A 19,368-nucleotide genomic window follows, 5' to 3' on the forward strand; every position below is an offset into this window, starting at 1 on the left:
GTCACTTGGCGTCGATCGCCACCACGCCCTCGTCCTTGACCTGGCGGATGGTGAGCGCGGTGCGCACCGTGTCGACGTTGGGCGTCGATGTCAGTTCCTCGATCACGAAACCCTGGAACGTCGCGAGGTCGCTCGCCACGCAGTGCAGCATGAAGTCGGATTCGCCGGACACCATCCAGGCGGCGCGCACGATCGGCCAGTTGCGGGTGCGGTCGGCGAAAGCCTTGAGTTCGCTCTCCGACTGGTGGTGCAGCCCGATCAGGCAGAAGGCGACCACGTCCAGCCCCAGCGCCGGGGCGTTGAGCAGGGCGCGGTAGCCCTTGATGATGCCGGCGTCCTCCAGCCGCTTGACGCGCCTCAGGCAGGGTGGCGCCGAGATGCCGACCCGGTTGGACAGCTCGACATTGGTGATGCGGCCCTCCCGCTGCAACTCGCGCAGGATCTTCCAGTCGATGGCGTCTAGGTCGGCCTTAGGCGGCATGGCGGCTTTCTGCGCAAGAATCTTTCGTCCCGGTGTAATTAAACCACTTTGACGTTGCCGCCAGCCTTTTGTCGCAGCCCCTGGGTTTCGGGGAGAGTTTCCGGGGAGAAGGGCAGCCGCTGCTTGCTGGGGAGGGTCGCAGCACCTAGATTAACCCGGATCGCCGCACATTTGGTGCGGTCCCCAGGTGATTCCGCAGCTCCCGAAAGCAGTTCGATGACCGTCAAGCACGCGCCAGTCCTCATCATCGGCTCCGGCCCGGCCGGCTACACGGCCGCGATCTATGCCGCGCGCGCCATGCTGAAGCCGGTGCTTGTCGCTGGCCTGCAGCAGGGCGGCCAGCTGATGATCACCACCGACGTCGAGAACTATCCGGGCTTCGCCGAACCGATCCAGGGCCCCTGGCTCATGGAGCAGATGATGAAGCAGGCCGAGCATGTCGGCGCCGAGATCGTCAACGACATCATCACCGAGGTGAACCTCGACGTGCGTCCCTTCCGCGCCAAGGGCGATTCCGGCACGGAATATACCGCCGACGCGCTGGTCGTGGCGACGGGCGCGCAGGCGAAGTGGCTGGGCATTCCATCCGAGCGTATCTACCAGGGTTTTGGCGTGTCGGCCTGCGCCACCTGCGACGGCTTCTTCTACCGCAACAGGGACGTCGCGGTGATCGGCGGCGGCAATTCGGCGGTCGAGGAAGCGCTCTATCTGTCGAACATCGCCAAGACCGTGACCGTCATCCATCGCCGCGACGAGTTCCGCGCCGAACGCATCCTGCAGGAGCGGCTGTTCCAGAAGGAGAACATCAAGGTGATCTGGGACACCACCGTCGACGAGATCACCGGCAATCCCGGCAAGGCGCCGCTGCCGCCGTCCGCCAATGGGCTGGTGCTGCGCAACGTCCACACCGGCGCGGTTTCCAGGCTGCCCATCGACGGCGTGTTCGTCGCCATCGGCCACGCGCCGGCGGTCGAGCTTTTTGTCGGAAAGTTGAAGCAGAAGTCGAACGGTTATCTGTGGACAGAGCCGGGTTCGACCCGTACTGACGTGCCCGGTGTCTTCGCCGCCGGGGACGTGACGGACGACGTCTACAGGCAGGCGGTGACCGCGGCCGGACTTGGCTGCATGGCCGCGCTTGAGGCCGAAAAATATCTCGCCGGCATAGAGGCGCATCGCGAAGCGGCGGAATAGCAGAGCAGACCGGCGCATAAGCCGGCTGACGAGGGGAAGTGATGAGTCTCGATTGGGACAAGCTACGCGTGTTTCACGCCGCGGCGGAGGCGGGGTCGTTCACCCATGCCGCAGAAACGCTGCGCCTGTCCCAGTCGGCCATCTCCCGTCAGGTCAGCGCGCTCGAGCATGATGTCGGCGTGCCGCTCTTCCACCGCCATGCGCGCGGGCTGGTGCTGACCGAGCAGGGCGAGATGCTGTTCCGCACGGCGCACGACGTGCTGATGAAGCTCGAGGCGATCAAGACGCGGCTGACCGAGGCCAAGGACCGCCCTTCCGGCGTGCTCAGGGTGACGACCACGGTCGGGCTCGGCGCCGGCTGGCTGACGCAGCGGCTGCACGAGTTCACCGAGCTCTATCCGGAGATCAGCCTGCAGCTCATCCTCGCCAACGAGGAGCTCGACCTGACCATGCGGCAGGCCGACTGCGCGATCCGCCTGCGCCAGCCGCAGCAGCCGGACCTGATCCAGCGCCGGCTGTTCACCGTGCATTTCCATCTCTATGCGTCGCCGTCCTATCTGGTGAAGCATGGCAAGCCGGAAAACATCAACGACCTCAAGAACCACCGCATCGTCACTTTCGGCCTGCCGGTGCCGACGCATCTGAGCGAGCTCAACTGGCTGGAGACGGTGGGCGGCGACTTCGACAGCGGCCAGCGGATCGCCACGCTGCAGATCAACGATCTGCTGTCGATCCGCCGCGCGGTGGAGACCGGCGTCGGCATCGCCATGCTGCCGGACTACCTGATCGAGAAGGATTCAGGCCTCGTGCAATTGTTGCCCGAGACGGAAGTCCCGTCCTTCGACACCTATTTCGCTTACCCGGAAGCGATGAAGGATCAGGCCAAATTGCATGCCTTCCGCGACTTCGTCATCGCCAAGGCGCGTAGCTGGTCCTATTAGGATAGCGTTAACTGGTCCACAGACCTCAGCTTTTTGCATGGGAGCTTTGCGACATCCATGCTTGTTTAGCGGGCAGCAAGAGCACATATAAGCATCATCTCGAGGGCGCGTTCTCCTCCCATTAGCGCCTTCGAGTGTTCCCCTCTGGAGGTTTAGCCTTAATTGGCACTCCAACAAACTTGGCCGGATCTTCTTGGATCCGGCTTTTTTGTTGCCTTTTCTTGCCGTTGATCGTTCGTTGCCCAAATTTGAGGCATGCGGCCTACGTGCCTTGGATTTAGGCGCGGGCTGGTCACATATAGAGCGTCGCCGGGTCCATGCCGGTATAGAGCCCCGCCACTTCGGCGGCGTAGCCGTTGAAAAGCTGCGTCGGCACCAGTTCGCCGGTGTCGAGCACGCGTTCCATCGCCTGGCTCCAGCGCGGATGCGGCACCTCGGGATTCACATTCGCCCAGAAACCGTATTCGGACGGCTGCAGCGCTTCCCAGAGCCCGATAGGGCGCTCCTCGACGAAGGAGATCTTGCGGATCGACTTGATCGACTTGAAGCCGTATTTCCACGGCAGATGGAGCCGCAGCGGGGCGCCGTGCTGCTTGGCGACCGGCTTGTCGTAGGCGCCGGTCACGATGAAGGCGAGGTCGTGGCCAGCCTCCTCGATCGTCACGCCTTCGATATACGGCCAGGGATAGAGGAAATCGTTCTGGCCGTCGGCCATCTCGGGATCGAGGAAGGTCTCGAAGCGTACGAACTTCGCCGAGGCCTGCGGCTTGGCCAGCGCCACCAGCGATTTCAGCGGGAAGCCGGCCCAGGGAACGGTCATCGACCAGGCCTCGACGCAGCGGTGGCGGTAGAGCCGCGTCTCCAGCGGAATCTTGCGCACCAGATCGTCGAAGGCGATGGTGAAGGGCGTTTCCACCAATCCGCCGATTTCGATTTCCCACGGACGGATGACGAGGTTCTGTGCGTTGGCGGCGATATCCTTGGCTGTGCCGAACTCGTAGAAATTGTTGTAGTGGCCGTTGATCTCTTCCGGCGTGACCGGGCGGTCGAGCTTGTAGGCCTCGTTCTTCTTGGCGGGATAGAGGTCGGCAGTCGGATCGGCATCCTGCGCCCGCCCGACCCCGGCCGATGCGGCGAGCGTCGCGGCCGTCAGCATGCCGAGCCCAAAACCCTGAAGGATCCGGCGCCGGTCGAGATAGACGCCTTCGGGCGTCGCCTGGTTTTCGGAGATCGCCCAGGACGGGCGGCGATGTATGGAGAAGGTCATCGGCACATTCCTCTGCAGGCTGTGGCCAGGCATCGCGGCCAACATTGCCGGTCGGCTCATACCGAGCCATTGGAAACAACGTTACAGAGGAATGCGATATTTCGCTCGTCACGACATTGTGTGCCTGCCCCGGGTAGCTCCTGTAAACGGCTAGAGGACCCAGCCGTTCTGTCTGGCCAGTTCGCAGCGCCAACGCCTTATCTGCCACTTCGGATGCTGCTGCTGCCAGCGGGCAACCTCGGTCTGGCCGGCGATCATGCATGTCATCAGCGATACATCGGTCGCGTCGTAGGCCAGCCGGCTTTCCCTGCATTCGCCTGTCGCAAGGCAGGCGGCGATGATGAGTTCGATCATGGCTCCCTCCGTTCTCGCCATTTTGGGCTGGAGAAGAGCGTGGGCCCTGCGGCGCCGTTCGTAACGAAAACGAGCCGTCCGCCAGACGAAATCCGACGAAATTTTGCCGATGGAAGCCGGTAATCCTTTGGAATGCTGGTGCGGCGGCCGCCTTTGCAGTAGCTTCAGCTAATAAATCCTGGGCAGTCTTACCCTGGGGGAAGAACTGCGATGGACAGCCCGGCGCAGACTGCGCTCAGCCTGAACGGTCGCACGATCGACCTTCAGCGTGGGATCGTTACGGACGAAGCCGGACACAAGGTCGGGCTGCGGCCGCAGGCGGCGGAGGTGCTGAAGCTGCTCGCCGCGCGGCCCGGTAAGCTGGTCGGAAAGGACGAACTGGTCCAGGCGGTGTGGGGCAACATCGCCGTCACCGACGACAGTCTCGTACAGTGCATCACTGAAATCAGGAAAGCACTCGGCGACGACAAGCACGATATCGTGCGTACCTTGCCGAAACGCGGTTATCTGCTGGAGGCGGAAAAGGCGACCGAGCGCGAAAGGCCGAGGGGCGTCCGGGCGCTTGTGCTTGCCCGGAAGTCCTGGCTAGGGCTTGCCGCCGGCCTCCTCATACTGATCGGGATGGCAACGGCATATTTGGCGCCGGTCCCGGAAACAGGGACCGAGCCGCCGGCCATCGCCGTACTGCCGTTCCAGAACATCAATGGTGACGAAAAGTGGGACCGACTTGCCGACGGCCTGACCGAAGACATCATCACCGATCTGGCCCGCTTCCGCGACGTTCCGGTCATCGCGCGGACTTCGACCGAGGCGTACCGTGGCAAGGCGCGCGATGTGCGCGAGATCGGCAAGGCGCTCAAGGCGGATTATGTGCTGGAAGGTGGCTTGCAGGTTGACGGCTACCACACGCGCGTGACCGTGCAGCTCATCGATGCAAGAACCGGTGCGCATGTCTGGTCGGAACGCTATGACCGGGATGCCGCCGAATTCTTCCCCATCCAGGATGAGATCACCGAGAAGATCGCGGCGACGTTGACCGGTTGGCAGGGGCAAATCGTCGAGGCCGAGCGGGCGCTGGCGCGGCGCAAGAACGCAACTGACCTGAATGCCTACGATTATTGGCTGCTCGGCATCGAGGCGAAACATCAGATGACCGTGCAGGGCATGACTGACGCGCGCGCTTATTTCGAGAAAGGATTGAGGCTCGCACCGGACTTCATGCCGCTCGTGCGCGACATGGCCGTCGTCTATTCCGTCGAGACGGATCTCGGCTCGCCCATCGACTATCCGGCAACGGTCGACGGCCAGCGGAAATATGCTGAAAGAGCCTTGGTGCTCGGCCCGAACGACGCCGGCGCCAATTTCATGATGTCCCTTGCATATGCCAATCAAGGCGACGACGAGCAGGCGGACCGTTATCGGGAACTGGCGCTGCGGCTCGGCTCCAGCAATGCTGACATCCTGATGCAGTTGGCCTGGAGCCTTGGCGGTTGGGAGAACGGCCGCGCCATCCAGCTTGTGGAGCGAACCCTGAAGCTCAATCCTCGCCACCCCTCGTGGTGGAACTATCCTATTACCGCAGCTTATTTCGCGGCACGAAAATTCGGCAAAGCCTATAGCTACGCCAAGCAGCTCGGCGAGTCGCCCAACCAGGCCGCCTATGTCGCGATGAGCGCCGCGCAACTTCGAATGGGAAAACAGTCGATGGAGTCGGCCGCCAGGGTGCTGCACCTCAATCCGGACTGGACGGCCGAGAGCATGTATCCCTACCAGAACTTCGCGGACGAAACCCTGCTGCCGGAGAGCGCTGCCAAGGCTGGCCTGCCGGTCTGCATGACGACTGCGCAACTGGCCCGGTACTCCGGTGCCTACCGGACACCCAGCTGCGATGCGGAGCGGGCGCGGACGACGTCCAACTGACTTATGCCGGACGAGGAAAAATCCGCGTCCGGCAACGTCCGGTCAGGCCGCCTTGCCGCCCGCGGCGGCGTTCATCACCTGGTCGGCAAGGCGCCCGGTCAGTTCGGCCATGTGGTCGAACGTAGCCTTGTAGCTCGCGACGCCGGCGGTGGCCGAGCGCAGCTCGATGATCAGGTCGCCGATTTCGGATTGCGGCAAGGTCGCCTCGACCACGTCCCAGCCCGGCCAGCCTGGGCGGGCGTCGTAGCCGAGGATCTGGCCGCGGCGCTGCGGGACGATGCCTGTGATCTTTGCAGTCGCTTCCGACGGGGTGGCGATCTCGACCTTCATGATCGGCTCGAGCAGCGTCGGCGAGCATTGCGCCATGCCCTCCTTCATGCCGATGCGCGCCGCCATCTGGAACGCCATGTCGGAGGAATCGACCGCATGGTAGGAGCCGTCAGACAGGTTGACGGCGAGGTCAACGACCGGGAAGCCGAGCGGCCCCGACTTCAGATATTCGCGGATGCCCGTTTCAACCGACTGAATATATTGCTTGGGCACCACGCCGCCGGTGATAGTGTCGGTGAACTTGAAACCCGAGCCGCGCGGCAGCGGCTTGATGTCCAGCACGACATCGCCGAACTGGCCGTGGCCGCCAGACTGCTTCTTGTGGCGGCCGCGCTGGGTGACGCCCTTGCGGATCGTCTCCCGGTAGGGGACGCCGGGCGCATGCACGTCGATCGGAATCTGGTTCTTGCCTTCCAGCCGCTCCACCGTGACCCTGAGATGCATCTCGCCGTGCCCGGAGAGCACCGTCTCGCCTGAATCCTGATTGTGATGCAAGGTGAGCGAGGGGTCCTCTTCCGCCAGGCGCTGGATCGCCGCGGACATCTTCACCTCGTCCTTGCGCTCCTTGGGCCGCAGCGAGAAGGCGTAGACCGGCTGCGGCGGCTCCAGCGTCACCAGCGGCGCGATGCCGCCCTTGGCCGAGGTCAGCGTCTGCCCGGTCCTGACACCGTCGAGCTTGCCGAGCGCCACCGTGTCGCCGGCCTTCGCGGCGGCGAGCTTGGCCTGGTCCTTGCCGAGCATGCGGTAGATGCCCGACACCTTGGCGGTCTCCGACGACGACAGCCAGAGTTCCGAACCGTCGGCGACCGAGCCGGAGAGGATGCGCGAGACGGAGAGCTTTCCGCCATGGGCGGTGTGGATCGTCTTCATCACCTGGACCACCGCTGCATCGCCGTCGGGAACGCCGAGCCGCTTCGCCGTCGCCTCGACATCGGGCGCATCATGGCGGATCGTCTTGAGAAGCCGGAGCACGCCGTTGCCCTTCTCCGCTGTGCCGATCAGCACCGGGATCACCGATCCGTCGCGCAGGTCGGCCGAGAGATCGTCGAAGACCTCGTCGCGGGGCGGCTCCTTTTCTTCCAGAAGCTGCTCCATCAGGAGATCGTCATGGTCGGCGAGCGTCTCGAGCATCGAGAAACGCGCCTCGATCTCGCGCGCCTTTTCGTCGCCGGGGATTTCCGCCACCTCGCTTTCGGCGAAGTCGCGCCAGATGTAGGCGCGCTCCAGGGCCAGGTCGATCGAGCCGATGACGGCGTCGTCCTTGCGCAGAGGGATCTGTCTGAGCAGCAGCGGTGCCGCGCTCGCCGGCTGCAGGAGCTTCAGCGTGTCGCGCACGCCGGCGGCGGTCCTGTCGATCTTGTTGAGGAAGAGGATGCGCGGCACGCCGAGTTCGTCCAGCTTGCGCATGATGAGCTGCAGAGCCGGGATCTTCTTCTCGTCGGCCTCCGCGACCACCACGGCGACGTCGCAGGCGGCAAGCACGGCGTCGGCCTCGAAGGCGAATTCAACCGAGCCGGGGCAATCGACGAAGGTCAGGCTGTCGCCCATGAAGTCGACGGTAGCGACCGAAGCCTCGACGCTCATCGCGTGGGCTTTCGCTTCGGGGGAATGATCGGAAACTGTGTTGCCGGACGAAACAGGATTCTGGCGGGGAATGGCGCCCGTTCGGGCGAGGATTGCTTCAAGAAGGGTGGTTTTTCCGCTGGCGAAGGGACCGACGATGGCGATGCATTTCGGTCCCGTGCGTCTTCCTCCGGCGCGACTTCCCATGATGCTGGCCTCCACTCTTGCGTTTACCTGCAAGCGGCGGCCGGCCTTCGGCCGTCGCGAGGGCGTTTCCAGATGAGCGGCGGCCGGCCTTCGGCCGTCGCGGGGCGTGGTCTTCAGCCATTGCCCATATCCATCGTTCCATTTGTCGCGGCCAAGGGCAAGGGCTTGTTGGGTGGCGTTCCGACGTTCACGAAAGCCGCACTTGAAGGAACAGCGCCGTGCCTTCCAAGGATAGCTGCGTCCTCCGGGCTCCCGTTTCTGCGTACGACCCATCCCGAACCAGTCCCATTTTCAGGAGACATGCGCTAAGCGTTCGGCCGGGATTGTCCGAATGTCCCCGAGCGTTTCCGACTTGGTCCCGCTCCGTTTCCCCGAAGGAATGACATGGCGCGCTCACCTGCCGAGCAGATATTCGACAGTCTGATGGTCTCGGCCACACTGCCGCTGCCCGAACGCGAAGCCCATGCGGGGCAGGCGCTCGCCGCTATCGTCGGCCATGCGCGGCAGACCGTGCCCTACTATCGGGACAGACTCGACGGTGTGATCGGAGCCGATGGTCGCATCGATCGCGAGGCCTGGCACGCTTTGCCGCCGCTGTCGCGGCACGACCTCCAGGACCACAAGGGCGCCCTGACGAGCACGCGGTGCCCGGCATTGCACGGCGAGATCCACGAACGCTCCACGTCGGGCACGACCGGCAAGCCGGTGACGGTACTGATCACCGACAGGACGAAACTGGTCGAGCAAGCCTTGATGGCGCGCTATTATTGCTGGGTCGGGCTCGATCCCAGGCTTGCCCTCGTCATCCTGCAGGGTGCCCGGCATCCGCTGCTGCCCTACCGCGTGCCGATCCAGGATACGTGGTTTCCCGAGTGGCTGGCCGGCCCGGATTTTGCTCCCTATTTCCGTTTGCACCACCCGGCGAGCGAGGAGGAGCAGATCGCGTTCCTTGCGCAGGTCGGACCGACCTATTTCAACACGCAGCCGAGCAATTTCAGGCGCGTGCTTCACGCGTTGCGGGCAGGCGCGGGACCGGTGCCCGACCTCCGCGGGCTGATCAGTGTCGGCGAACTCGTCACCGGTGAGGACCGGGCGCTGGCGCGGGAGGTGGCGGGATGCGAGATATTCGATGCCTATACCGCGACCGACGTCGGCGCCATGGCGGCGCAGTGCAGCCATGGAAACCTTCACGTCAACGCGGAGTCGGTGTGGCTCGAAACCGTGCGCGCCGACGACACGCCCTGCGCCGACGGCGAGGAGGGGCGTATCCTGGTGACGACCATGGCCAACGGAGCCATGCCGCTCCTGCGCTACGATATCGGCGATATCGGGGTTCTCGGCGGCGCCTGCGGATGCGGGCTTTCCCTGCCGAAGCTGACCTTGACGGTCGGGCGCGAGCGCCAGCTCTTCCGCTTTTCGGATGGGGCCGCCGTCGTTCCCATCTTCCGCATGGAGAAGTTCAGCGACATCTTTCCTGTCAGGCAGTGGCAGCTTGCCCAGACCGGGCCGGAGGCCGTCGAGCTCCGTTTCTCGTCGGACGTCGCCGACGAGAAGCTGAAATTCGACGAGATCGCCGGAGAGATACGACAGGCCCTGGGGCGTCCGGTGGACGTCGCCTTCAGGCGGGGCGTCGAGTTGCTCGGCCCATCAGGCAAGCTGGAGCCGAGCATTCGTCTCGTCTAGCGAGACCTCAGGTGCAGGATTCGCCGCAGCTGGGCGGGGTCTTGGCGTCGTCGCCGGATTCGAACGAGCCGCCGAACACGTCGAACAGACGGATGCGCGGATCGTCCTGGCGATGGCGATCCTTGAGCGATTTGCCGGCTTCGCCGAAGTAGACGCGCAGGCCGGCGCGTGCGGTGGTGACGTCGTCACCGAAGGTGCCGTCGCCGAACAACGCGACATTGCGGCCTGCGAAGGGCAGCATCGCCTCGGCGCCGACGCGTCCGAACGTGTCGTCGAAGCGATGGCCGACGCCGGCGTGAATGCGGAAGTCGTCGGTCACGTAGAAGGCCGCCATGGCTTCGGCGGAGAAATAGGTCTCGTTGAAACCGCCGGCATCGACCGTATCGCCGCCGATGAATCCTTCGAGCGAGACGCGGTCGAGATAGAGTTCGCCCTCGGCGCCGTAGCGCCACGTCGTGACGTCCGGACCGAAATCGGTATCGTAGCGCACGACGTCGCCATAGAAGCCGAGCAATGCCGTATCCGGGTTGCGCCAGAAGGCATGGACGGCCGCGCCGAAGCCGGTGCCGAAGTCGTTGGCAGTGGCCACGCCGCCATCGAACTGCAGGCCGAAGCGTTCTCCGACCGGGAATGCCACAGAGCCGGCCAGCTCGCCCATATTGGTATCGCCGACGTTATCGACGTCGACATAGGTGTATGCCGCTTCGATCTTGCCGTTGATGCCCGATACGGCCGGCTTCACACCGTCGAACTTCTCCTCGAAGCTGGCCGGCGCATCGGCCGCGAAAGCTGTCGACCCCATCATTCCGCTGACGGCGATGATGGCGAAATAAGAAACTGAATTTTTCATTGTTACCCCAAAATCAGCCGACCGATTCACATCGTCCGGCTTTATTTCAACATCTCGCTGATGCACGACCTTCGGGGATGAAGGAAGATGGTACGGTTCGCGATATGCAGTCTTGGGGAGCGCGCGCGTGCAAAATGAGGGCGGTGTTGTAGTAATGCGACAAATTAAGGGGGTCTAATGTAGTGGACCGTCATTGATAAGGCACTGATATTGCAGAAAAATCGAGAGGAGAATTTCTGATGAAGATCATACCGTGCGGCAGCGTTGCCAGTGTTCACCCGCCCGAGAAATATTTCACCGGCAGGGTGCTGCAGACGCCTGTCATCGAGACGGAGGCGCCGGCGCGGGTGCGCGCGGCGGTGGTCAGCTTCGAACCGGGTGCGCGAACGGCCTGGCATACCCATCCGCTCGGCCAGACGCTTCACGTAACCTCCGGCGCCGGCCTGGTGCAGGTCTGGGACGGGCCGATCAGGGAGATCAAAGCCGGCGACGTGGTCTTCTTCGCGCCGGGCGAGAAGCACTGGCACGGCGCCGGCCCGAAGACGGCGATGACCCATCTCGCCATGCACGAGGCGCTGGACGGCGTGCACGTGGAGTGGCTGGAGAAGGTCTCGGACGAGCAGTATGCGGGTTGAAGGTCAGGCGCGGCCTGCCATGACATCCGACAGCCGCCGCCTGATCCATTTGCGCTGGTTCGCCTGAAACTGTGGCCTCAGTTCCTCCGCCAGATCCCTTGCGCGGCGGGCGAGGCCGGCGTCTTCATAGGCGTCGAGCACGATCGACCGGAAACGCTCCGCGCCACGGTTCTGCTTGTCCACGACTTTCAGACTTCCGCGCCCTGCTGCCGCCTCGGCTGTGTATTGGTGTTCCAGTTGTTGCGGCACGCAAACCTGCGGCAGCCCCGCGGCAAGGCCGATGCACAGCGTCCCGTGCTGCGCTGCGTTGACCATCAAGCGGGTGCGCCTGGCGATCAGGTCAACCGGTAACGGCAACCGTTCGACCGATACGCCGCGCCGCGTGAAGTCCTCTGCCATCGCGTCGTCCATCCCGGGCATGAAGAGCCGGACCGGTACGCCGAGATTGCCGATTCCTTCCATCAGCCCGGGATCCGATTTCTCCGTTGTCGAGAAATAGACGAAGATTTCCTGGCCGCCGGGTGCCGGCTGCGGGGTTCCTCCCATGATGGGCGGCAGCAACGGCTCCGAACGCCACGCGGCGTAGGGGTCGAGCATGTCGAGCGTGAACACAAGCTGGTCGGTGCTGGCATACACCTCCGGAAGCCAATTGAGTTCCGGGACGCCGAATTCCGGGACGACCGAATTGATCGTATCGACGATCTCCGCCTCGTCGTAGATGCGCGTCGCGTGGCGCGGCAGCAGGACCGGAAAGGTCTCCATGTTTGCTGGCGGAACCAGATAGCCGGTGCCGACGGCGACGCTCGGTATTCCGAGACCTCTGGCCGCGAGCAAGGCGCAGGGTGCGCAATCTGCGATGACCAGGGATATATTGCGGTCCCGCATCGTCTGCTGCCACCAGCCAATGCTTTTCCGCAGTATCTCTGGTCTGCGGAAACCAATGTCCCCCATGAATTCGCCCCAGGTTGCGGTATCGGGATTCCCCTGGGCTTTTCGATACTCATTCGAATGGGGCAACCATGGCCCCTTCACGACCGCATCGCAGAAGGCGGCGAGTTCGGCTTGATGGGTTATACGACATAGGGCGGCGTCAAAAGAAAAACGGTCGCCGATGTTTTCGGCGACCGTTTTCAATGTAGCAATGTGATTGCGCCCGTCACCGGCCTCCCAGGCCAGCAAGGCTCGCGGCATCGCCTAGCCCAAAGGAGGATAGCACGGCTGCGGGTAGGTGCAGATATCGTCGCCTTCGTCGACGCCGTCGATGCCAAAGCCCTGGAAGTCGAACAGCCGGATGCGCGGATCGTCCTCGCGGTGCCGCTGGATGAGCGACTTGCCGGGCTCGCCGAAATACACGCGCAGGCCGACGCGGCCAGTCGTGACGTCTTCGCCGAAGATGCCGTCGCCGAACAGGGCGACGTTGCGGCTGCCGAACGGCAGGATCGCTTCAGCGCCGACGCGGCCCGAGGTTTCGTCGAAACGGTGGCCGACGCCAGCATGGATGCGGAAGTCGTCGGTCACGTAGAAGGCGGCCAGGGCCTCGGCGGAGAAATAGGTTTCGTTGAAGTCGTCGCCGTCGGTGTAGTCGCCGCCGACAAACGCCTCGACCGAGAACCGATCCAGATAGAGTTCGCCCTCGGCACCGAAGCGCCAGTTGGTCAGGTCGGCGTCGAAATCGCTGTCGAGCCGCACCACGTCGCCGTAGAAGCCGAGAAGCGCGACGTCGGGATTGCGCCAGAACGCGTGCACGGCGCCGCCGAACGTGGTGCCGAAGTCGTCGGCGCCGGCAATGCCGCCGTCGATCTGCAGGCCGAACTGCTGTCCCAGCGGGATGGAAATGGCGCCGGCGACATTGCCCATGTTCGTGTCGCCGAAATTATCGACATCGATATAGGTATAAGCCGCTTCGATCTTGCCGTTGATGCCCGACACCGCAGGCTTCGTTCCTTCGAAGCGCTCTTCGAAATTGGCCGGGGCATCGGCTGCGAAAGCCGCCGACCCCATAATCCCCGTCACGGCGATAATCGCGATATAGGAAACCGAATTCTTCATTGCCCGCCTCATCGAACAGTCGAAACACATAAAATAAATGGAGTACCCCCCGCAGGGCCCGTCCCATCGGGAAGCTGCCACACGGCTTGACGTAAAGGAAAGGCCTCCCCCGAACTTACCTGGAGGTTTCGAGGCGAAAAACGCCGGAAAACCAACAGGGTGTCGCCAAAACGTCACAGTTTCGGAGAGCTCGGCGGCGAAAACGTTGGGCGGCGGCCCGATCGGCGTGAACCACGCCGGATTCGGGCTTCAGCCCCCGGCAGCCGGTCGGGCTAGATCCTGTTGTCCATGACGGCCGCGAGACGCCGCCGGATCAGCTTGCGCTGGTTTGCCTGGAATTGCGGCTTCAGTTCCTCGGCCAGGTCCCTCGCACGTCGGGCGAGGCCGGTGTCCTCATAGGCGTCGAGAAGGATCGACCGGAAGCTCTCGGCGCCCCGGTCCTTCTCGTCCACGCTGATCAACACGCCTCGGCGCGCCGCCGCGTCGGCGTGGTACTGCTTTTCCAGGTCCTGCGGCACGGACACCTGCGGCAGCCCCGCCGCCAGGCCGAGGCAGAGCGTGCCGTGCTGTGCGGCATTGACCATCAGGCGGGTACGCCGGGCGATCAGCTCGACCGGCACCGGTGAGCGCTCGACCAGCACGCCGCGCCGGGTGAAGTCTTCAGCCATGGCGTCGTCGATATCCGGCATGAACAGCCGGACGGGCACGCCGAGGTCGCCGATGGCTTCCATGAGCCCGGGATCGGATTTCTCGCTGGTCGAGAAATAGATGAAGATCTCGTCGCCGCCAGGATCGGGTTCGACGCTGCCGCCGGTCACCGGCGGCAGGAGCGGCTGCGACCGCCACGACGCGTAAGGGTCGAGCATGTCCAGCGTGAAGACGAGCTGGTCGGTGCTCGCATAGACCTGTGGCAGCCGCTCCAGCTTCGGGATGCCGAAATCCGGGATCACCGAATTGATCGTCTCGACGATCTCCGCTTCGTCATGGATCAGCGTTGCGTGGCGCGGCAGCAGGACGGGAAAGCTCTCCATGCCGGCAGGCTGAACCAGATAGCCGGTGCCGACCGCGACGCTCGGGATGCCGAGGCCACGCGCGGCCAGGAGGGCGCATGGGGCACAATCGGCGATGACGAGGGAGATCTCGCAGTCGCGCATCACCTGCTGCCACCAGCCGATGCTTTCGCGCAGGATTTCGGGCCTGCGGAAGCCGATATCCCCCATGAACTCGCCCCAGGTCGCAGTGCGCGGGTTGCCCTTGGATTTTCGGTATTCGTCCGAAAACGGCAGCCATGGACCCTGGACGGGTTCGCAGAATTCGGTCAGCTCGTGCTTGTATTCGACGCGGCACAGGGCGGCATCGAACTCAAAGCGGTCGCGGACGGCTTCCGCGACCGTTTTCAGCGTGACGACATGGCCACGGCCCCTGCCGCCTTCCCAAGCGAGCAGGGCGCCCAGCATCGCCTACCGACCCGCCTGCCGCGCCGGCTCAGCTCAGCGAGCCGGCGAAGCGCTGGATGCGCGTGCAGGCCTCTTCCAGAAGCTTCTCCGACGTGGCGTAGGAGATGCGGAAGTTGGGCCCGAGCCCGAAGGCCGAGCCGAACACCACCGCCACGCCCTCGGCCTCCAGAAGCTCGGAGCAGAAGGTCTCGTCATTGTCGATGACCTTGCCGCCAGCCGTCTTCTTGCCGATCAGCCCGGCGCAGGACGGATAGACGTAGAAGGCGCCTTCCGGCGACGGGCAGGTGATGCCGCGCGCCTGATTGAGCATCGACACGACGAGGTCGCGGCGGCCCTGGAAGATCGCCTTGTTCTTGGCGATGAAGTCCTGCGGCCCGTTGAGCGCCTCAACCGAGGCCCACTGGGCGATGGTGCAGGCGCCTGATGTCTGCTGGCCCTGGATCATGTCCATCGCCTTGATGAGCTTGACGTCGCCGGCCGCGTAGCCGATGCGCCAGCCGGTCATGGCATAGGCTTTCGAGACGCCGTTCATGGTCAGCGTGCGCTCGTAGAGGTTGGGCTCCACCTCGGCGATCGTCTTGAAGACGAAATCGCCATAGGTCAGATGCTCGTACATGTCGTCGGTCAGGATCCAGACATTCGGATGCTTGAGCAGCACGTCGGCGAGCGCCCTGAGCTCTGCCTCGGTGTAGGCCGCGCCGGACGGGTTGGACGGCGAGTTCATTACCAGCCATTTCGTCTTCGGCGAGATCGCCTTCTCGAGCGCCTGCGCCGACAGCTTGAAGCCGTTGTCGATGCTGGTCGGGGCAAACACAGACGTGCCGCCGCAGATCGCCACCATCTCCGGATAGCTGACCCAGTAGGGGGTGGGGATGACGACTTCATCGCCGGGGTTAAGCGTCGCCATGAAAGCGTTGAAAAGAATCTGCTTTCCGCCGGTGCCGACGATGGTCTGCTCAGGCTTGTAGTCGAGATTGTTCTCGCGCTTGAATTTTTTCGCGATCGCCTCGCGCAGCGGCGCGATGCCCGACACCGGAGGATACTTCGTCTCGCCGCGGCGGATCGCGTCGATCGCTGCGTTCTTGATGTTGTCCGGCGTGTCGAAGTCCGGCTCTCCGGCGCCGAGCCCGATCACGTCACGGCCGGCATTTTTCAGCTCGCGCGCTTTCTGCGTGACCGCGATGGTTGCGGAGGGCTTAACGCGTGAAAGGGCATCGGCAAGAAAGGCCATGACGGAAGAAACTCCATGAGAGGGTGATGCGGTCTGTCGACCGCGGCTCTCTTTAGTCCCATCCCGCCGGGAATCGCAAGGTCGCACATGCTGTGGACCGCGCACTTGCCTGTGTTGGCGCGCGAGACCGGCCATATATTAACGAACGGTAAATCCTTGCACGTCATTAGTGGGGCCGGCGTCTCGCGTGGAGTGCAAGCGTGTTGGGCAGCATAAGGTCCCATATCGTCCAGGAGGATGACGGCACCTCGACTGGCATCTGGGGGCCGTTCGCCCTGAGGAGTGCCTTTCAGCCGATCTTCACCTTCGAGGCGGACAAATTGTCCGTCTCCGCCTTCGAGGCGTTGCTGCGGCCGTTTCGGGGCGATGAGCAACTGCCGCCGCAGGCCTTTTTCAACAGCATCCTCACTTCCGAACGGCTGTTTGTCGAGAATCTCGCGCATACGCTGCATCTGCTGAACGCGGCGCGCTTTCTGCCGGAGAGCGCGGCGATCTTCATCAATTTCGACCCATCGGTCTTCACCGACCCGGCGGTCGCCGAAGCGACCATCCGCGACATGCGCGTCACCCTGGTCGAGACCGGCATCGATCCGCATCGCGTCGTCTGCGAGGTGACCGAGAAGGAAACCGTCTCGCAGGAAGCGCTGTTCGCGCTGGTGGCCTCGCTCAGGGCAAGCGGCTTCCGCATCGCCGTCGACGACTACGGCGCCGACGAATCCGACATGAGACGCATCCGCGATCTATGCCCCGACATCGTGAAATTCGACGCCGACTGGATCGCGCGGCTGATGGAAACCGGCCCCGGCTACGCGCTGCTCGCCACCATGGTCTCGACCTTTGCCGCGGACGGCATCCGCACGGTCTTCGAAGGCATCGAGGAAGGCTGGCAGCTTGAGCTGGCGGAAAAGGCCGGGGTCGCCATGGTGCAGGGTTTCGCCCTGGCGCGGCCCCAGCTCGTGCCAGCGGATTTCGCTGCTCTGCAGACGGCGGCGTCCGCCACCCGCCATGCAGAGCCTGCTTCGGTGCCCGGTGCGCCTGTGCCGCGCGCAGCCGGGGCGTTGCGCCACACAAAGGCCTTCGGCCGCAGGACGCCGCCGCTATGAACGCCGATGCGGGACGGCAGATCAGTCTCGATGACGCGCTCATCGTCGACGAGATCGGCATCGAGAGCGGCTGCTACGGCATCTACCGGCTGCGCAGCCTCTACCAGCCAATCTTCAGGCGACGCGAAAAGACGCTGAAGATGGTCGCCGTGGAGGGCACGGCCGCTCCTTACATCGGCGGCGAGGAGGTGCCCTCCGAAGTCTTCCTGACCGCCGTCTCCGATGACGACCAGGATTTCATCAGGCGCATGGGCGTGGCGGTGTCGCTGCGCAATCACCGCAACATCGATGCCGAGATGCTCGATCTCTTCCTCGGCCTGGAGAACACCGATCCGGAGATGCTCGCCGACAGGATCCGGCTGGTGGCGGGTGAGCTTCCGGGAGCCGAGCTCGAGCCCGATTGTGTCGTCTGTGCGCTGGGAGAACATGCTGCCGCGGAAACAGCATTGCTGTCGCGTGTTGCCGAGACGATGCGCGGCTACGGCCTGCGGATCGCGGTTGGCGATTTCGGCGCCGGTCACTGGACCGACGAGGCGGTCGACATCCTCAAGCCGGAGATCGTCAGGATCGACGGCGGCTGGTTCAGGCAGGTCTGCCGCGACGCCACCACGATCCGGCTCTTCGACGCCGTGGTCTCGCGGCTGCGCGAACGCCAGGCGAAGGTGCTGGTCTCCGGCATAGAGAGCGAGTTGCAGCTCGGCGTCGCGCTGAAGGTCGGCGCAGACCTGCTCCAGGGTCCGCATCTGGCGGCGCCCGCGCTGGCCGGAATGGAGATGGACCACCGGCCGCTCTCCATCGCCCACAAGCTGGGCGAGGCGCAGCGGATCGTGCCGCTGTTCGGCTGATGCATCACCAAGGCTGATCGATTGGTGAAGAAAAAATCGCTGGATGCACTTCCGTGCGCGAGGCCATGATCTGCCACGCACAGGAGGGATCATCGTGACCACCATCTACGGCATGACCGACAGCGGCAATTGTTACAAGCCGCGGCTGCTGATGGCCAAGCTCGGCCGGCCTTTCAGGCATGTCGAGGTAAGCTCGAACGACGGCGGTACGCGCTCGGAGGCCTTCACCGCCAAGAACCCGAACGCCATGGTGCCGCTGCTCGAATTCGACGACGGCCGCCTGCTCGCCGAATCCAACGCGATGCTGCTGCATCTGGGCGAGGGGACGCGCTTCTTGCCCAAGGATGCCTACGAGCGGGCGCTCGCCTATCAATGGCTGTTCTTCGAGCAGTACAGCCACGAGCCCTACATCGCGGTTCGGCGCGCCCTGCTGACGTTCCCGAACCGGAAGAAGGACGCAACGCCGGAGCGTCTGCAGGTGACGCTGGAGCGCGGCAACAAGGCGTTGAGGGTGATGGAGAAACGGCTCGGCGAGACGCCCTTTTTCGCCGGGCAGTCGCTCAGCGTCGCCGACATCGCGCTCTATGCCTATACGCATGTCGCCGGCGAGGGCGGCTTCGATCTGGGTGACTATCCGGCGGTCGGCGTTTGGCTGAAACGCGTCGAGAGCGATCCCGGCCATGTGCCGATCGGCTGGCTGCCGTAAGGCCTTTCTGTGGAGTCGGGGAGCCGGTTCCCGCCCGTTTTGTCACACAAGCGCTTGCCTGCGGCGCAAACAAAAAAGGCGGGGTAAAACCCCGCCTTCCGAGTTCCAAGGCGACTGACCGGGAGCATCCGATCCGAAACTGCAGCAATCCGCTGATCAGCACTTCGGACCTTTTGCGGCCTCGCGCGCCACTGGCGCGGCCGTCAGTACATCCGTGACTTGCCGCACGCTCCGTTGGTCGGGAGCGCGCGTTTCAGGTCAGCCGGCCTTGGAGAGAGATCCAGCAGCGGACTTGCCGGTACGGCGGTCCTGCTCGATCTCGAAGTTGATCTTCTGGCCTTCGTTGAGGCTGGTCATGCCGGCCCGCTCGACTGCGGAGATGTGGACGAAAACGTCCGGTCCGCCGGCGTCAGGCTGGATGAAGCCGAAGCCCTTGGTGGCGTTGAACCACTTAACGGTTCCAGTTGCCATGTGTAGTCCTCGTGTTTGCGACGTTGTAGACTGGCGAAGATTTCGCCGTTGGTATCGAGATTTTGGAGATGGACGTCAGCAAAC

General features: G+C 63.9%; 18 protein-coding genes. 8 read left to right on the forward strand and 10 right to left on the reverse strand.

Going from position 1 to position 19,368, the window contains the following annotated elements:
• Nucleotide 1: 1 nt before the first annotated feature.
• On the reverse strand, nt 2–481 hold the full coding sequence (locus D8676_RS13440) for an Lrp/AsnC family transcriptional regulator (protein ID WP_121581395.1): 480 nt from the start codon (nt 479–481) through the stop codon (nt 2–4).
• A 216-nt stretch (nt 482–697) separates the two neighbouring features.
• Here D8676_RS13440 and trxB point away from each other — a divergent pair, with 216 nt between their 5' ends.
• Together trxB and D8676_RS13450 are read left to right on the forward strand one after the other, a co-directional pair.
• Nucleotides 698–1,672, forward strand: a complete 975-nt coding sequence (gene trxB, locus D8676_RS13445; RefSeq protein ID WP_121581396.1) for a thioredoxin-disulfide reductase — start codon at nt 698–700, stop codon at nt 1,670–1,672.
• A gap of 41 nt (nt 1,673–1,713) precedes the next feature.
• Nucleotides 1,714–2,613 (forward strand): LysR family transcriptional regulator, encoded by a 900-nt coding sequence (locus D8676_RS13450; protein WP_121581397.1) that lies wholly within the window; start codon nt 1,714–1,716, stop codon nt 2,611–2,613.
• A 292-nt stretch (nt 2,614–2,905) separates the two neighbouring features.
• Here the strand turns inward: D8676_RS13450 and msrP are convergent, their stop codons facing one another.
• Both msrP and D8676_RS13460 read right to left on the reverse strand, forming a co-directional pair.
• Nucleotides 2,906–3,880, reverse strand: a complete 975-nt coding sequence (gene msrP / locus D8676_RS13455) for a protein-methionine-sulfoxide reductase catalytic subunit MsrP (protein WP_121581626.1) — start codon at nt 3,878–3,880, stop codon at nt 2,906–2,908.
• Between the two features lie 150 nt (nt 3,881–4,030).
• The gene (locus tag D8676_RS13460) at nt 4,031–4,234 is read right to left on the reverse strand and encodes a hypothetical protein (RefSeq protein ID WP_121581398.1); all 204 of its coding nucleotides are present in this window, start codon (nt 4,232–4,234) and stop codon (nt 4,031–4,033) included.
• Between the two features lie 210 nt (nt 4,235–4,444).
• Here D8676_RS13460 and D8676_RS13465 point away from each other — a divergent pair, with 210 nt between their 5' ends.
• Nucleotides 4,445–6,154, forward strand: a complete 1,710-nt coding sequence (locus tag D8676_RS13465) for a winged helix-turn-helix domain-containing protein (RefSeq protein ID WP_121581399.1) — start codon at nt 4,445–4,447, stop codon at nt 6,152–6,154.
• Between the two features lie 42 nt (nt 6,155–6,196).
• Here D8676_RS13465 and D8676_RS13470 read toward each other — a convergent pair whose 3' ends face one another.
• Nucleotides 6,197–8,254, reverse strand: a complete 2,058-nt coding sequence (locus tag D8676_RS13470) for an elongation factor G (RefSeq protein ID WP_121581400.1) — start codon at nt 8,252–8,254, stop codon at nt 6,197–6,199.
• A gap of 384 nt (nt 8,255–8,638) precedes the next feature.
• Here D8676_RS13470 and D8676_RS13475 point away from each other — a divergent pair, with 384 nt between their 5' ends.
• A complete protein-coding gene (locus tag D8676_RS13475; protein ID WP_121581401.1) occupies nt 8,639–9,937 on the forward strand; it encodes a phenylacetate--CoA ligase family protein in 1,299 nt (432 codons plus the stop codon).
• A 7-nt stretch (nt 9,938–9,944) separates the two neighbouring features.
• Here the strand turns inward: D8676_RS13475 and D8676_RS13480 are convergent, their stop codons facing one another.
• Nucleotides 9,945–10,787 (reverse strand): hypothetical protein, encoded by an 843-nt coding sequence (locus D8676_RS13480; RefSeq protein WP_121581402.1) that lies wholly within the window; start codon nt 10,785–10,787, stop codon nt 9,945–9,947.
• Between the two features lie 239 nt (nt 10,788–11,026).
• Between D8676_RS13480 and D8676_RS13485 the strand changes: the two genes are divergently transcribed.
• Complete coding sequence (locus D8676_RS13485; RefSeq protein WP_121581403.1) at nt 11,027–11,422, forward strand: cupin domain-containing protein; 396 nt, start codon at nt 11,027–11,029, stop codon at nt 11,420–11,422.
• 3 nt (nt 11,423–11,425) lie between these two features.
• On the opposite strand, the gene D8676_RS13490 is transcribed toward D8676_RS13485, so the two are convergent.
• The 4 genes from D8676_RS13490 to D8676_RS13505 all read right to left on the reverse strand — a co-directional run bounded on the left by D8676_RS13490 (nt 11,426) and on the right by D8676_RS13505 (nt 16,159).
• On the reverse strand, nt 11,426–12,601 hold the full coding sequence (locus tag D8676_RS13490; RefSeq protein ID WP_147448194.1) for a glycosyltransferase family 1 protein: 1,176 nt from the start codon (nt 12,599–12,601) through the stop codon (nt 11,426–11,428).
• Between the two features lie 15 nt (nt 12,602–12,616).
• A complete protein-coding gene (locus tag D8676_RS27330) occupies nt 12,617–13,471 on the reverse strand; it encodes a hypothetical protein (RefSeq protein ID WP_183097090.1) in 855 nt (284 codons plus the stop codon).
• Nucleotides 13,472–13,743: 272 nt separating this feature from the next.
• Nucleotides 13,744–14,928, reverse strand: a complete 1,185-nt coding sequence (locus D8676_RS13500) for a hypothetical protein (RefSeq protein WP_121581405.1) — start codon at nt 14,926–14,928, stop codon at nt 13,744–13,746.
• 28 nt (nt 14,929–14,956) lie between these two features.
• On the reverse strand, nt 14,957–16,159 hold the full coding sequence (locus D8676_RS13505; RefSeq protein ID WP_121581406.1) for a pyridoxal phosphate-dependent aminotransferase: 1,203 nt from the start codon (nt 16,157–16,159) through the stop codon (nt 14,957–14,959).
• A 200-nt stretch (nt 16,160–16,359) separates the two neighbouring features.
• Between D8676_RS13505 and D8676_RS13510 the strand changes: the two genes are divergently transcribed.
• The 3 genes from D8676_RS13510 to D8676_RS13520 all read left to right on the forward strand — a co-directional run bounded on the left by D8676_RS13510 (nt 16,360) and on the right by D8676_RS13520 (nt 18,813).
• Entirely contained in the window at nt 16,360–17,262 is a 903-nt protein-coding gene (locus D8676_RS13510) for an EAL domain-containing protein (RefSeq protein ID WP_121581407.1), read from the forward strand.
• A complete protein-coding gene (locus D8676_RS13515; protein ID WP_121581408.1) occupies nt 17,259–18,107 on the forward strand; it encodes an EAL domain-containing protein in 849 nt (282 codons plus the stop codon). Before D8676_RS13510 ends, D8676_RS13515 begins: the two co-directional genes overlap by 4 nt.
• Nucleotides 18,108–18,201: 94 nt before the next feature.
• Nucleotides 18,202–18,813 (forward strand): glutathione S-transferase family protein, encoded by a 612-nt coding sequence (locus D8676_RS13520; RefSeq protein ID WP_245426791.1) that lies wholly within the window; start codon nt 18,202–18,204, stop codon nt 18,811–18,813.
• 258 nt (nt 18,814–19,071) lie between these two features.
• Here the strand turns inward: D8676_RS13520 and D8676_RS13525 are convergent, their stop codons facing one another.
• Nucleotides 19,072–19,284 (reverse strand): cold-shock protein, encoded by a 213-nt coding sequence (locus D8676_RS13525; protein ID WP_121581410.1) that lies wholly within the window; start codon nt 19,282–19,284, stop codon nt 19,072–19,074.
• Nucleotides 19,285–19,368: the final 84 nt, after the last annotated feature.

The organism is Mesorhizobium sp. YM1C-6-2 (assembly GCF_003666685.1).
GTDB lineage: Bacteria > Pseudomonadota > Alphaproteobacteria > Rhizobiales > Rhizobiaceae > Mesorhizobium_K.